Genomic DNA, 12,888 nt, shown 5'->3' with positions numbered 1-12,888 from the left:
TCCGGTGAGCCTCGACACCAAACTCCCCTCGAAGCAGGCCAACGCCGGGTCCGTGGCCGGCACCGGCAATCGGTCCAAGAAGCGCTTCAATCCCAGGACAGCCTTCACGCTGCTGATCTTCCTGGCCCCGGCGGCGGTATTCGTCGGAATCTTCATCTACTACCCGATGATCGCCGGCAGCCAGATGGCGTTCCGCAACTGGAATCTGAATGATCTCTCCGACACCTCGTGGGTGGGGTTCGGCAACTTCCTAAGCCTGCTCGAAACGCCGGAATTCTGGGGCATTGTCCGGAACACGGTGGTGTGGGTGGTTGGGTCCTTGGTGCCTCAGGTGATCATAGGCTTTGCAGTGGCGCTGTTCCTGAAACGAAAGTTCAGGATGCGCGGGGCTTACCAGGCCATGATCTTCTTTCCGTGGGCAGTCTCCGGATTCCTGATCGGCATGCTCTTCCGGTGGATGTTCAACGCGGAGTTTGGCGTCGTCAATGACTTGCTGATGAAAGCCGGGATCATCAGCTCGCCCATCCCGTGGCTCTCGGATCCCGGATTCGCGATGACCGCCATCATCATTGCCAACATCTGGTACGGCGTCACGTTCTTCGCCATCATGATCCTCGCCGCACTGCAGTCCGTCTCCGACGAAATGTACGAGGCCGCGGCGCTGGACGGAGCCGGGAAGGTACGCACGTTCTTCAACATCACGTTGCCAAGCATCGCCACAACGTTGGCGTTGACCATCCTGCTGAGGGTGATCTGGATCTTCAATTTCCCGGACATTATCTTCGCCATGACAGGCGGCGGCCCGGCTGACCAGACGCACATCATCACTACCTACATGATCAAAATTACCCAGGAGGGTGACTACGGCAAGGCTTCGGCCCTGGGGCTGATTGTCGTCCTCACGCTTGCCCTCTTCGCAGCCTTCTACCTCATGGCGGTCCGTCCTCGAAAGGAAGCACGATGATCAATCAGCAGAGCTTCATAGGGCGCGTGGGAAAGTTCGTTTTCCTTGGAGCATGCCTCGTCGCCACGGTTTTCCCGCTGTACTGGATCATCCTGACGTCGTTGAAGGAACCGGGCGCCATTTACTCGCTGCCGTTGGACTATTGGCCCCGGCAACTGTCCTTCGAAAACTACGTCGGGCTTTTCACCAAGTCGGATTTCGGCCAATACATGCTCAACAGCTTGGTTGTGGCACTGGTAGCTTCCACGGTGGCAACGCTGATCTCCTTGCTCTCGGCGTATGTCCTGGCCCGATTCCAGTTCTCAGGTCGCGGCGCGGTGCTGGGGGCCTTCCTGATCACGCAGATGATTCCAGGCTTCATTGCCTTGGGGCCGCTGTATCTGATGATGACCAATCTGGGGCTTGTGGATTCCAAGACCGGGCTGATCCTCATTTACATTGCGATCTGCATTCCGTTTTGCACCATCATGCTCCGCGGTTTCTTCGAGAACGTTCCTGACGCCTTGGAAGAAGCTGCGATGATCGACGGTTGTTCGCGGTTGGGAGCCTTGTTCAGAGTCCTGGTTCCCGTCATGCTGCCCGGCGTCGCGGCGAGCTTCGTGTTCAACTTCGTTAACTGCTGGAATGAACTCTTCTTGTCAGTGACCTTGATGAACAGCGACAGCAACAAGACCATCCCGACGGCGTTGGCCGGGTTCATCTCGAGCTTCAACATTGACTGGGGATCGATGTCCGCCGCAGCGGTCCTGACGGTCGTTCCAACGCTGGCAATCTTTGCCTTTGCAAGCAAGTTCATTGTCCAAGGACTAACGGCCGGGTCAGTCAAGGGCTAGCTCGTGCAAGTGCAGTCGGGCGCCCATCAGGGCGCCCGACGCCGGGTCACGCCTTTTTCTTGGCCCGCGCCTTTGGCTTGCTGGTAGCTTTGCTGGCGGCAGCGTCGTCGTCGGCCGCTTTTTCCTTGCCGCGCTTCTTGTCAAGGCTTCGCTTCAACGCCTCCATGAGGTCGATGACGTCGCCGCCCTCCCCTTCGCCTTCCGTGACACCGAACGTGGCTTCCGTATCGAGCGCCTCGCCCTTTTCCAGCTTGGCCTCGATCAACGTGCGGAGCTGTACCTGGTAGTCGTCGGTGTATTCTTCGGGGTCGAAATCGTGGGCCATCGAGTCCACCAAGGCAGAGGACATTTCAAGTTCTTTGTCGGAGATCTTGATKTCCGTCTCAAGCGAGGGGAATTTTGCCTCGCGGACTTCGTCGCCCCAGAGAAGGGCCTGCAGAAGGAGTACGTCCCCGCGTACGCGCAGGGCCCCGAGCCGCGTCTTCTGCCGCAGCGCGTACTGGACAATTGCAATCCTGTCCGTGTCCTCAAGTGTCTGCCGCAGCAACATATAGGCCTTGGGGGATTTGGAATCCGGCTCCAGGAAATAGCTGCGCTCGTACATGATCGGGTCCAGCTGCTCGGCAGGGATGAATTCCACTACCTCAATTTCGCGGCTGTTCTCTTCCGGCAAGGACTTCAATTCAGCCGCCGTGAGAACCACTGTGCGGCCTTCCTCTTCGTAGGCCTTGTCGATATCTTCATAAGCAACAACTTCGCCGCAAATTTCACATTTCCGCTGGTACCGGATGCGTCCGCCGTCCTTATTGTGGACTTGGTGAAGGCCAATATCGTGGTCCTCCGTGGCGCTGTAAAGCTTCACTGGTACGTTGACCAGACCGAACGCGATAGATCCCTTCCATATGGCCCTCATGCACCCAGTCAACAGCACAAGACAGCAGAGGAGAAGAGGTGGCAGGCAAGCAACAGGAGCGGGTGAACGTGGAAGGCCACGAGCTGACCCTCACCAACCTGGGCAAGATCATCTACCCCGAGACCGGGACCACCAAGGCCGAAGTCCTGGAATACTACGCCGCCGTCGCGCCGTTCCTCATTCCTGCCGCCGCCAACAGGCCCGTCACCCGCAAGCGCTGGGTCAACGGCGTGGGCACCGCCGAGAACCCGGGACAGGTGTTCTTCCAAAAGAACCTTGAAGACTCCGCACCCAAGTGGATCCCCCGCACCGCCATCCAGCACTCGGACCACACCAACGTCTACCCCATGGTCAACAACCTCGCCACACTCACGTGGATGGCACAGATCGCGTCTCTTGAGATTCACGTACCCCAATGGCAGGTGGACGCTGAAGGGAATCCGCTCCGGCCTGACCGCTTCGTCCTGGACCTCGACCCTGGTCCCGGCGCAGGCCTGCCTGAGTGCGTTGAGGTGGCCAAACTTGCCCGCTCCATCCTGCAGGACATGGGCATGGATCCGGTGCCGGTGACCAGCGGCAGCAAGGGCATCCACCTCTACACCGGGCTGGAGGGAACGCTGAAGTCCGAGCAGGTATCGGCTTTCGCCCATGAGCTGGCACGTGCCCTTGAGTCCGACCACCCCGAGCTGGTGGTCAGCGACATGAAGAAGTCTCTCCGCCACGGCAAAGTGTTGGTGGACTGGAGCCAGAACAGCGGCAACAAGACCACGATCGTGCCCTACTCGCTCCGGGGGAAAGCCCACCCTACCGTCGCGGCGCCGCGCACGTGGCGGGAGCTCTCCTCCAGCACCCTGGACCATCTTGATTACACAGCCGTGATGAAGCGGGTCAAGACCGGCAAGGACCACTTCGCGCCCATCTCCTCACGGCACCTTCCGCCGCATGGAGAGTATTCGGATGACGACGACGGCGCCGGAACCGGCAGCGGTTCAGGTTCCCGCGAGCGCGTGGTGACTGTAGAGAACCGTCTCGCGAAATATGTTGGGATGCGCGATCCGGGCAAAACCCCTGAGCCGTTCCCGGCGTCGTCGGCTGCTGTTGCCTCGGCGGCGCCCGGAGGCTCCTCATCCGACCAGCCCAAGCCGGGCGACCCTGCCCCGCCCGGCGGCATCTTCGTCATCCAGGAACACCATGCCCGGCGCTATCATCTGGATCTGCGTCTGGAACATAACGGCGTCCTTGCGTCCTGGGCTTTGCCGCGTGGTGTCCCGGAAACACCCGACCGGAACAACCTTGCCGTGCATACGGAAGACCATCCGATGGAATATGCGGACTTCGCCGGCGTCATTCCCAAAGGTGAGTACGGCGCTGGGACCATGACCATTTGGGACCGTGGCGAGTACACGTGCGAGAAATGGCGGGACGGCAAGGAAGTGATCGCAACGCTGACGGGCCAGCCAGGAGGTGGACTGCACGGGACCAAGCGTTTAGCACTGATCAATACCGGTGACCGTTGGCTGATCCACTTGATGAAGGAGCAGCCAGGTGGCAGGCGGCCTGCCAGGGCCGGGGCATCTAAGCCGGCACCCGTTCAAACTCCTGCTCCCCAGCCAATGCCGAACTACACTCCCATGCTTGCCACGTCCGGCACCGTGGACGACCTTCGTGGCGACGACTGGCTGTACGAACTGAAGTGGGACGGAATCCGGGCGATCATCACCGGTACTGGAACCGGCACTGATGGCAGAATTCGTCTGATGAGCCGCAACGGCAACGATCTCACCGCCACCTACCCCGAACTGACAGACCGCTCGTGCTGGCCCGACGGCGATTTCGTGGCTGACGGTGAAATCGTGGCGCTTGGCAAGGGCTCACGGCCGGACTTCGGCCGGCTGCAGCTACGGATGAACCTAGTGAAGTCCGCAGACATCCAGCGGGCACGGGCTTCCGTCCCGGTGCAGCTGATGCTGTTCGATCTTCTGTACGACGGCGGCACGGACCTGAGCGGGCTGCCTTTCCGTGAGCGCCACGAGAGGCTTGAGGCGTTTGCCGGGCCCTTGCGCGCTGGCTGCCCGCTTCACCTTTCAGCTGTCTTAGACCACGACGTCGACGACCTCATGACAAGCGCGGGTGAGCTCGGCTTGGAAGGAGTGATGGCGAAGAAAGCAGATAGCCGTTACGTGATCGGCCGGCGGAGCCGCTCGTGGATCAAACTCAAGCTGGAGCAGAGTCAGGAAGTGGTCGTGGGCGGCTGGCGTCCTGGCGCTGGTGCCCGGAGTGGGAGCTTCGGCTCGTTAGTGTTGGGCATTCCCCAAGGCGAGAAGCTGCACTACGTGGGCCGGGTGGGCACCGGGTTCAAGGAGTGGCAGCTGAGGGATGTCATGGAGAAACTGGAGCCCCGGCTCGTGGCTGATTCCCCGTTCGCCGATATCCCCCGCGAGGACGCAGCAGGTGCCCAGTGGGTCAAGCCTGAACTGGTAGCAGAAGTGACGTTCGGAGAATGGACGGGCCCAGGCAGGCTACGGCATCCGGTGTGGCGTGGGTGGCGTCCGGACAAGTCACCGAAAGACGTAACCCAGCCCAACTGACTGGCATTAGTGGTTGTTCTCAGCGCTCATAACAACCACAAGTGCTAGTCAGTTGGGCTGCCTACGTGGGTCGGCTCGGGTGGCAGCGACTAGGACGAGTGCGGCATCTGCGGGCGGCTGGTCCGGTGGATCGCCGTCACGGCTGCGCCCTGGCCCATTCGTCCGTGCGCTTGGTCCTGGTCCTTCGGGTGCCGGCGTTTGCCGCTACCGTCGGGCCAGTGCTGTTCCTGGTCCAAACCCAGAGATACATCAATGGTTGCCGGTTCAGGCATGGGAGCCATGTCCATGGCCTCCACCAAGTGGCTGGCAACCTCAGGATCGATATTTTCGGCTGGATTCTTTGCAGTCATGGTTCTTCCTTTCCCTATGGAACGAAGGAATTTCAATACTAGGCGCGCCGAAGATGGTTGTCTGCAGGACTTACCTGTGCCCAGGAATCACCAGCGGACCTTCTTCTCCGTCTTGGCCTGCTTGCCGCTGGCGGACGTGGGCTTATGGCCCTTGCCCGTGCTTTGCCAGCCAGCGGGAGCGCCGCCGCCGGACTTGCTGGCGAGCATCGCTTTCTGGGCATCGGTCAGTTTGGACTTGATGCCGCCCGAGGCAGGGGCGGATTCCTTACTTCCCGACGCAGCGTCGTCATTTCCCGAGGCAGCGGGCTCCGGGGTGTTGTTTTCGGAAGGATTGGCAGTCATAAAAGTGGACTCCTCAGTGGTGTGAGTCCTGAAGAAGCACCAAAACCATGGCGTTGCGGTTCGAGAAAAATAGCGTCGACAACGGGAACGGCATGGAGGCAGGGCCTCAACAGGCGTGGATTTTTGTCAGGTGAAACTCGGCTGTGCCATTAAGGGCGGAGGGCCGCTAAGGCGGAGGCCGGTCTACTCAAAAATCAGTGTTCCCATGCGTCATACCCTAACCAAGAATCGCCGCTTTTGTGAACCCCTCGGCTAGCATGGCACCCGTGACCTGGAGAATGTCCGTCGCCACTACCCTCCGCGATGCCGGATGCGTTTTCGCGGAGGACGAAGCGCAACTCCTCATTGATGCCGCCAGCAGTCCAGACCATTTGGACTACATGGTGGATCAGCGCGTTAAAGGAGTGCCCTTGGAACACATCCTCGGGTGGGTGGATTTCTGCGGGAGCCGGATGGTTGTTGAACCCGGCGTCTTCGTTCCACGGCGTCGCACGGAGTTCCTGGTGCGCCAGGCGGCGAAAATCGCACGGCCGGGTGCCGTCGTCGTCGATCTTTGCTGTGGCTCGGGGGCGATCGGTGCGGCACTCAGCGATCTTCTGGGGAGCTGCGAGCTGTACGCCGCTGACATTGATCCGGCCGCGGTGAGCTGCGCGCGCAAGAACGTGGAGCCCCGTGGCGGGCGAGTTTTCGAGGGCGATCTATACGACGCCCTCCCCCTTGAACTTCGGGGACGCGTGGATGTGATACTCGCGAATGCTCCGTACGTGCCTACGGGTTCCATCGGCATGATGCCGCCTGAGGCGCGCTTGCATGAACCGATGGTGGCGCTCGACGGCGGTACTGATGGCTTGGATGTCCAGCGCCGGGTTGCAGAGAACGCGGCTGAGTGGTTGTCGCCGGGCGGTTGCCTCTTGATTGAAACTTCGGAAGACCAAGCGCCCGAAACCGCCAGGATCATGAAACAGTCCGGGCTGCGTGCACAGGTGGTGACAGACGACGATCTGGACGCAACCATCGTGCTGGGTATCGTCCAGACAGGACGGCAAGAAGAGGCCCGGGATCAGTCAGCTTTTGACCCCCAAAACGCCCCGTTTCATGGGCTCAGCTAAACAATTTGGTAACAACGTGCTCGGCAGGGCAAAAACCGTGCCCATTCCGCGCCATTGCAGGGCAAGGCCGGGCAAAAAGATGTAAGACGACTAGGCAAATTGCCCCGTGAAACACCCTATAAATCGGATCTCAACTGGGGTTTGAGGGGCAAACCGCGTAAAATTGAACACCTGCCCGGAGCGGGGCAGCCAGAAGTCGCAAGCAAATGACCTCCCTAGGAGAAGCCCAAATGCCCATAGACCAAAGCAACACCGTCTCTCCGCCAGGCGCAAGGAACGCCACTGGAAACCTGGTTTCGGCCGCTACAACGGCCGCTGCCAACACTGTAAAGAACCCCAAGAAAACGAAGCTCCGCACCAAGCGCCGGTTGAAAGAATCCGACGTCAATGTTGTGGATCAGCCGATGCTGAAGAAAGCACTCGGCGGCACGATCGTCGGCAACACCATGGAATGGTACGACGTCGGCGTGTTCGGCTACCTCATCACCACCATGGGCCCCGTCTTCCTCCCGGAAGCGGACAAGTCCGTCCAGACACTCTTCCTTCTCGGCACCTTCGCCGCAACCTTTATCGCGCGCCCTCTTGGCGGCGTCGTCTTCGGTTGGCTCGGCGACAAGGTGGGCCGCCAGAAGGTGCTCGCAGCAACACTGATGCTGATGGCGGCAAGCACGTTCGCCGTCGGGCTTTTGCCCGGCTACGCGCAGATCGGCATCTGGGCCGCCGCGCTGCTGGTGATCCTCAAGCTCGTCCAGGGCTTCTCCACCGGTGGTGAGTACGCCGGTGCAACAACCTTCGTGAGCGAATATGCCCCGGACAAGCGCCGCGGCTTCTTCGCCAGCTTCCTGGATATGGGCAGCTACATCGGTTTCGCCCTCGGCGCCGCACTGGTTTCGGTCCTGCAGCTCACGCTCGGACAGGCAGCCATGGAGGAATGGGGCTGGAGGCTTCCGTTCCTGATCGCCGGTCCTCTTGGCCTCATCGCCGTGTACTTCCGTAGCAAGATCGAGGAATCCCCGCAGTTCCAGGCAACCCTGGACGCCCAGGAAGCTATCGCCAAGGACGCCGCGGCACAGGATGCCAACGTCGCCAAGGGCCCGGTTGGCATCATCAAGGCCTACTGGCGCCAGATCGTGCTGGCCATGATCCTCGCCGCCGCAGCCAACACTGTGGGCTACGCGTTGACATCCTACATGCCGACGTACCTTACGGATTCAAAGGGCTACGACCCCGTTCATGGCACCCTGCTGACCATCCCGGTCCTGGTAATCATGGCCGTGTGCATCCCGCTCACCGGTAAGTTGTCCGACCGTATCGGCCGCCGTCCCGTCTTGTGGATCGGCGCAGGCAGCACCATCGTGTTCTCGGTCCCTGCCTTCATGCTGATCGGCATCGGCGATATCTGGTCCACTCTGGCCGGCCTTGCCCTCATCGCCTTCCCTGTGACGTTCTACATTGCCAATCTGGCCTCGGCCCTCCCGGCACTGTTCCCGACGTCCAGCCGCTACGGCGGAATGGGCATCGCCTACAACTTCTCGGTAGCTATCTTCGGAGGAACCACTCCGTTCATTGTGCAGGGCCTCATTGAAGGCACCGGCGATGACATGATGCCGGCCTACTACCTGATGGCAACGTCGATCGTGGGTGCGATCGCCATCTACTTCCTGCGTGAATCCGCCCAGCGTCCCCTGCCCGGTTCCATGCCCAGTGTGGACACTGCCGCCGAGGCCCGCGAGCTCGTTGCCACGCAGGACAGCAACCCGCTCATCAACCTGGACGAAATGCCGTTTGACGGCCAGCCCATTGATGATGAAGTGTTCGGCCGGCGTGACAAGGACCTGACCCCAGCCTAGGGATCACGTGCCTGCAACTTCTGCACAGCGATTCAGATAGTTCGCGGCAACCCGCCGCCCACCGTAGCCACCAATACCAAGGCGCTCTCCTTGGGATTGGTGGCTACGGCTGTTAAGGCTCGACGGCGGCACCCACCCGAGCGACGTCACTCGCCTAACCCGGCAGCAAACCTTTGACCGCCTCGCCGATAATCCGCGCGCCCTCGGGGAATCCGCCCGGATTGGGGCCCGCATAGTTGAGCCTGATGTAGGGGCCTTCAGGTTCGGCAGGGAACCACTCCGTTCCAGCGGCGATGAGGACTCCGGCCGCTTCGCAATCCTTGGTGAGCTGATCGACGTCGAACCCGTCCGGCATCCGTAGCCACAGGTTCAAGCCGCCCTTGGGCAAGTGGCTGAGGTGCGCCTGCGGAACGTGCTCGCGGAGGCTGGTGACCAACAGGTCGCGGCGCGACTGCAGCTGATGGCCCAGGCCGCGAAGGTGCGTTTGCCAACCAGGCTGAGTGACGACGTCGAGCGCTGCAGCTTGAAGCAGGCCGCTGACGTACATCGACTCGGCAGCCTGCGCACCCATGATCCGTTCCCGCGCGGGACCGCGGGCGGTAATCGCTGCCACGCGGATGGACGGCGAGACGCTCTTGGTCAGCGAGCGGATGTAGACCACGTGGCCGGAATCGTCCTTGGCGGCGAGCGGGACGGACTGCGCGGTGATACCGAAATCGTGGGCCCAGTCGTCCTCCACAAGGAACGCTCCGTGCTGGCGGACAATCCGGAGGACCTCCTCGCACCGTTCGGGAGACCATTGAGCACCCGTGGGATTGGCAAAGTTGGGCTGCGCGTAGAACATCCGGGCGCCGGATTCCTCGAAAGCCCTCGCCAGCTCCTCAGGATCAGGCCCGTCAGGACCGGACGGCACCGGAATAACGTGAACACCGGCCTGGCCAGCGGCCAACAGCGCACCCCAGTAGCTGGGCGACTCCACCAGCAGTGGCCGCCCATGCCCCACCAGGCCGCGAAAAATCGAGCTGAGTCCGCTCTGGCTCCCGGGAAGTACGACGACGTCGCTCGGCTGGGGCGGCGTGACGCCAACCGGCGTCGAGGTGCTCAGCTCGTGCGCGAACCAGGATTGCAGTTCGGGAAGGCCCTGGGCTGGCGGCCGCGACAGGGCGGCGTCGCCGCGGGCAGCCCTGGTAAGTGCGGCCCGGACGAGCCGCTCAGGCAGAAGTTCGCGGTCCGGATAGCCGGAGTGGAAGGCGATGACGTCGTTGGAAGCGCTGCGCATAGCGCCAGAATTCAGGAGGCGCGGCGTTTGGGCTGCTCGGAGCGCAGCAGTCTGCCAGCCGTAATCGGACGGCCTGGCAGTGCGGTAAGCCCGGACGAAAGTGCCAACGCCGGGGCGGCTTTCTATCAAGCCTTGGGCAGTCAGGGTCCTCAACGCCTTCTGCACCGTCACCGGGCTTGCCTGGTACTCCGCCACGAGTTGACGGGTGGATGGCAGTTTCGCCCCCGGAGCGGCCCCTGCGATCCATTCCTTTACTCGCGAGACAATCCGGGAACTGCTATCGTTATTCATGACTCACAATAGTAGCGCTACTACACTTTCGCGGCCAGTGGTATCCAGCCGGACGTCGACGGGCGTCTGGTGGGGCCTACTTGGCGTAGTCGCATTCTCGTTCACGGTTCCCTTCACCCGAGTGGCCGTTGAAGGGTTATCTCCCCTGTTCATCGGCGCAGGCAGGGCCGTGGTTGCGGCCATTCTTGCAGCACTGGCCTTGGGCCTGACCCGCCAACGTTTCCCGCAGGGCATCCAATGGGTTCGACTGACTGTGGTGGCCGGTGGCATCGTTGCGGGCTTCCCCTTACTGACAACGTTCGCGCTGACGTCCACCACCGCAAGCCACGGAGCCATCGTCATCGCGCTACTGCCTGCAGCCACGGCAACGGTAGCGGTGATCCGGGGCCGTGAACGTCCGCGGCTCCTGTTCTGGGTCCTGACTGCCATAGGAGTTATTGCCGCGCTGGTTTTCGCGTTGGTTCAGTCAGGCGGCTTCGGTTCGCTTCACTGGGCTGACCTGCTGCTACTCGGCGCCGTGGTTGCGGCAGCCATAGGCTACGCAGAAGGAGGGCTCCTGGCACGGGAACTCGGCCCCTGGCAGACGATCTCGTGGGCGCTGGTGGTTGCTTCCCCCGTCATGCTGCTGCTGACGCTGCTTTCACTGGGTTCGGGAGCGCCCTCGGCTACACCGGTCCAGTGGTTGTCCTTCGCTTACCTGGGCGTTGTGAGCATGTTCCTCGGATTCTTCGCCTGGTACCACGGCCTGGCGATCGGCCCCATGGCGCAAGTCAGCCAGATCCAACTGGTCCAACCGGTCATGACCATCGCGTGGGCAAGCCTGCTCTTGGGAGAATCGATGACGTGGACTACCGCGGTTGGCGGACTCGCCGTGATCCTGTGCGCAGGTGCCGCTGTCCGCGTCAGGCTCAACCCGCCGTCGAATCCCTGACGCTGCCGCGCCCTGATCTCGTAGACTCGGCCCATGCCTGACACAACTGTGGGTTCGATCCATCACCTTGAGATCTGGGTGCCGCACCTTGAACGAGCCCAGGAGGAGTGGGGCTGGCTACTGGGCGAGCTTGGTTACAAGCCTTTCCAGGACTGGCCCACGGGGTGCAGTTGGAAGCTCAACGGCACGTACGTGGTGGTGGAAGGTACCGATGCCATCACTGGAACCGCCCACCGGCGAACCGATCCCGGGCTCAACCATGTGGCCTTCCATGCTGGCACCCGGGAAAATGTGGACCGGATTCGCGCACTCGGTGCCGACGCCGGTTGGTACGAGATGTTCGAGTCGAAGTACCCGCACGCCGGCGGTCCGGACCACTACGCCGCGTATTTGATCAACACTGACAGCTACGAAGTTGAGTTGGTGGCTGAGTAGCTACCTCGGCGGAACCACGGGACGCCACATGGCGACCCGAGGCCAACGCGTCAGCCCCAACTCAGCTTCGTGCTCCATGAGCTTGGCCAGCTCCGGACCCCAGCTGCCGGCGTCGAGCGTTTGGAACCCCAGGCGCCGGTAGTACGGCGCGTTCCACGGTACGTCGCGAAACGTGCTCAGCGTCTGGCGCTGCATGCCATGCCCCCTGGCCCAGACTCGTGCAGCATGCAGCAGCTCGCGGCCGAGTCCTTGGTGCGCTTGATCCGGGTGCACGCTTACCTGTTCCACGTGCGCGTTGCCATCAACAATGTCCGTCAACAAGTACGCCAAGGGGTAGTCCAACGGATCCACCCACACCCAGGCGCGCCCGGCAGCCACGTAGACATTCATCTCGTCCAGGGAGAAGGGGTCGTCGTCCGCGATCTGATCCATGCCCAGGCCCCGGAAGGCTTCCCCGGCTGCCCGTTCGATGTCCTGCAAACGCGGCAGATCGTCTGTTCGAGCTAGCCGGATCACCGTTTATCCAGCGCGGGAGGTGCCTGTCCAACGAGGAACCCGTTGCGGGTTTCGATCAAGTCCTGCAGGTATCTGGCCAAAACCAGCTTCTCCAGCAGGCGGCCCAGCGGCCCGAACGGGGCAGCGAACTCCACAGTGTCCACCATCAGCGTCCCGCTGCCGTCCTGCCGGAACTCATGCGTGTGGCGGAGGTACTTGAAAGGGCCGCGCACCTGCTCGTCAGTGAACGACGCCGGTGCCTCCATGCGCGTGATGCGGCTGGTCATGCGGAAACGGACTCCGAGGTGCCACGCCTGCCAGGTGACCTGCTCGCCTTCAGAAATCAGACCTGAGGTGACGCCGTCTATGGCTTTTTCCCTGCTCTTGGTCATCGAACCCACGTGGGCGTCGATGTTTCGGGACAGGTCGAACAGCTCCTGCGGTGACACGGCGGAGCGGGTTCGGCAGACGAAAGCTACGGGCATACCTTGATCTTCCCAGACTCTGC

At 61.8% G+C, this 12,888-nt stretch carries 13 protein-coding genes; 7 read left to right on the top strand and 6 right to left on the bottom strand.

Annotated features, from left to right (window positions below; translation table 11 throughout):
• The first annotated feature begins 4 nt into the window (after window positions 1-4).
• Window positions 5-964 carry a carbohydrate ABC transporter permease gene (locus tag AC1DCM_RS08000; protein WP_442016319.1) on the top strand — a complete coding sequence of 320 codons (960 nt, stop codon included), beginning with the start codon at window positions 5-7 and terminating at the stop codon, window positions 962-964.
• A complete protein-coding gene (locus tag AC1DCM_RS07995; protein ID WP_442016318.1) occupies window positions 961-1,797 on the top strand; it encodes a carbohydrate ABC transporter permease in 837 nt (278 codons plus the stop codon). The genes AC1DCM_RS08000 and AC1DCM_RS07995 overlap by 4 nt, the downstream gene beginning before the upstream one ends.
• A gap of 46 nt (window positions 1,798-1,843) precedes the next feature.
• On the opposite strand, the gene ku is transcribed toward AC1DCM_RS07995, so the two are convergent.
• Window positions 1,844-2,710 carry a non-homologous end joining protein Ku gene (gene ku, locus AC1DCM_RS07990; protein ID WP_477517909.1) on the bottom strand — a complete coding sequence of 289 codons (867 nt, stop codon included), beginning with the start codon at window positions 2,708-2,710 and terminating at the stop codon, window positions 1,844-1,846.
• A gap of 38 nt (window positions 2,711-2,748) precedes the next feature.
• Between ku and AC1DCM_RS07985 the strand changes: the two genes are divergently transcribed.
• Window positions 2,749-5,298 carry an ATP-dependent DNA ligase gene (locus tag AC1DCM_RS07985; RefSeq protein WP_477517908.1) on the top strand — a complete coding sequence of 850 codons (2,550 nt, stop codon included), beginning with the start codon at window positions 2,749-2,751 and terminating at the stop codon, window positions 5,296-5,298.
• 89 nt (window positions 5,299-5,387) lie between these two features.
• Here AC1DCM_RS07985 and AC1DCM_RS07980 read toward each other — a convergent pair whose 3' ends face one another.
• Window positions 5,388-5,648 (bottom strand): hypothetical protein, encoded by a 261-nt coding sequence (locus AC1DCM_RS07980; RefSeq protein WP_431117555.1) that lies wholly within the window; start codon window positions 5,646-5,648, stop codon window positions 5,388-5,390.
• Window positions 5,649-5,735: 87 nt separating this feature from the next.
• Window positions 5,736-5,990, bottom strand: coding sequence for a hypothetical protein (locus AC1DCM_RS07975; RefSeq protein ID WP_477517907.1), 255 nt, complete (start codon window positions 5,988-5,990; stop codon window positions 5,736-5,738).
• A 257-nt stretch (window positions 5,991-6,247) separates the two neighbouring features.
• Here AC1DCM_RS07975 and AC1DCM_RS07970 point away from each other — a divergent pair, with 257 nt between their 5' ends.
• Both AC1DCM_RS07970 and AC1DCM_RS07965 read left to right on the top strand, forming a co-directional pair.
• Window positions 6,248-7,099 carry a putative protein N(5)-glutamine methyltransferase gene (locus AC1DCM_RS07970; protein ID WP_477518013.1) on the top strand — a complete coding sequence of 284 codons (852 nt, stop codon included), beginning with the start codon at window positions 6,248-6,250 and terminating at the stop codon, window positions 7,097-7,099.
• A 230-nt stretch (window positions 7,100-7,329) separates the two neighbouring features.
• Window positions 7,330-8,949 carry an MFS transporter gene (locus AC1DCM_RS07965; protein WP_477517906.1) on the top strand — a complete coding sequence of 540 codons (1,620 nt, stop codon included), beginning with the start codon at window positions 7,330-7,332 and terminating at the stop codon, window positions 8,947-8,949.
• A 154-nt stretch (window positions 8,950-9,103) separates the two neighbouring features.
• Here AC1DCM_RS07965 and AC1DCM_RS07960 read toward each other — a convergent pair whose 3' ends face one another.
• Entirely contained in the window at window positions 9,104-10,519 is a 1,416-nt protein-coding gene (locus tag AC1DCM_RS07960; protein ID WP_477517905.1) for an aminotransferase-like domain-containing protein, read from the bottom strand.
• On the opposite strand from AC1DCM_RS07960, the gene AC1DCM_RS07955 reads away from it, so the two are divergent.
• Both AC1DCM_RS07955 and AC1DCM_RS07950 read left to right on the top strand, forming a co-directional pair.
• The gene (locus AC1DCM_RS07955) at window positions 10,518-11,450 is read left to right on the top strand and encodes a DMT family transporter (RefSeq protein ID WP_477517904.1); all 933 of its coding nucleotides are present in this window, start codon (window positions 10,518-10,520) and stop codon (window positions 11,448-11,450) included. The genes AC1DCM_RS07960 and AC1DCM_RS07955 overlap by 2 nt on opposite strands.
• Window positions 11,451-11,483: 33 nt before the next feature.
• A complete protein-coding gene (locus AC1DCM_RS07950; protein WP_477517903.1) occupies window positions 11,484-11,885 on the top strand; it encodes a VOC family protein in 402 nt (133 codons plus the stop codon).
• Here AC1DCM_RS07950 and AC1DCM_RS07945 read toward each other — a convergent pair whose 3' ends face one another.
• Together AC1DCM_RS07945 and AC1DCM_RS07940 are read right to left on the bottom strand one after the other, a co-directional pair.
• Window positions 11,886-12,401, bottom strand: coding sequence for a GNAT family N-acetyltransferase (locus AC1DCM_RS07945; protein ID WP_477517902.1), 516 nt, complete (start codon window positions 12,399-12,401; stop codon window positions 11,886-11,888).
• Entirely contained in the window at window positions 12,398-12,865 is a 468-nt protein-coding gene (locus tag AC1DCM_RS07940; protein WP_477517901.1) for an SRPBCC family protein, read from the bottom strand. Before AC1DCM_RS07940 ends, AC1DCM_RS07945 begins: the two co-directional genes overlap by 4 nt.
• Window positions 12,866-12,888: the final 23 nt, after the last annotated feature.

The organism is Paenarthrobacter sp. 10N417 (assembly GCF_056394745.1).
Note: the sequence above shows the minus strand (reverse complement) of the source record. Positions and strands in the feature narration are given on the sequence as shown.

Coding starts and splice junctions, on each gene's coding strand:
- AC1DCM_RS07970 (WP_477518013.1), top strand. CDS start 6,248: ATGGCACCCGTGACCTGGAGAATGTCCGTCGCCACTACCCTCCGCGAT.
- AC1DCM_RS07940 (WP_477517901.1), bottom strand. CDS start 12,865: ATGCCCGTAGCTTTCGTCTGCCGAACCCGCTCCGCCGTGTCACCGCAG.
- AC1DCM_RS07965 (WP_477517906.1), top strand. CDS start 7,330: ATGCCCATAGACCAAAGCAACACCGTCTCTCCGCCAGGCGCAAGGAAC.
- AC1DCM_RS07955 (WP_477517904.1), top strand. CDS start 10,518: ATGACTCACAATAGTAGCGCTACTACACTTTCGCGGCCAGTGGTATCC.
- AC1DCM_RS07975 (WP_477517907.1), bottom strand. CDS start 5,990: ATGACTGCCAATCCTTCCGAAAACAACACCCCGGAGCCCGCTGCCTCG.
- AC1DCM_RS07950 (WP_477517903.1), top strand. CDS start 11,484: ATGCCTGACACAACTGTGGGTTCGATCCATCACCTTGAGATCTGGGTG.
- AC1DCM_RS07980 (WP_431117555.1), bottom strand. CDS start 5,648: ATGACTGCAAAGAATCCAGCCGAAAATATCGATCCTGAGGTTGCCAGC.
- AC1DCM_RS07960 (WP_477517905.1), bottom strand. CDS start 10,519: ATGAATAACGATAGCAGTTCCCGGATTGTCTCGCGAGTAAAGGAATGG.
- AC1DCM_RS07995 (WP_442016318.1), top strand. CDS start 961: ATGATCAATCAGCAGAGCTTCATAGGGCGCGTGGGAAAGTTCGTTTTC.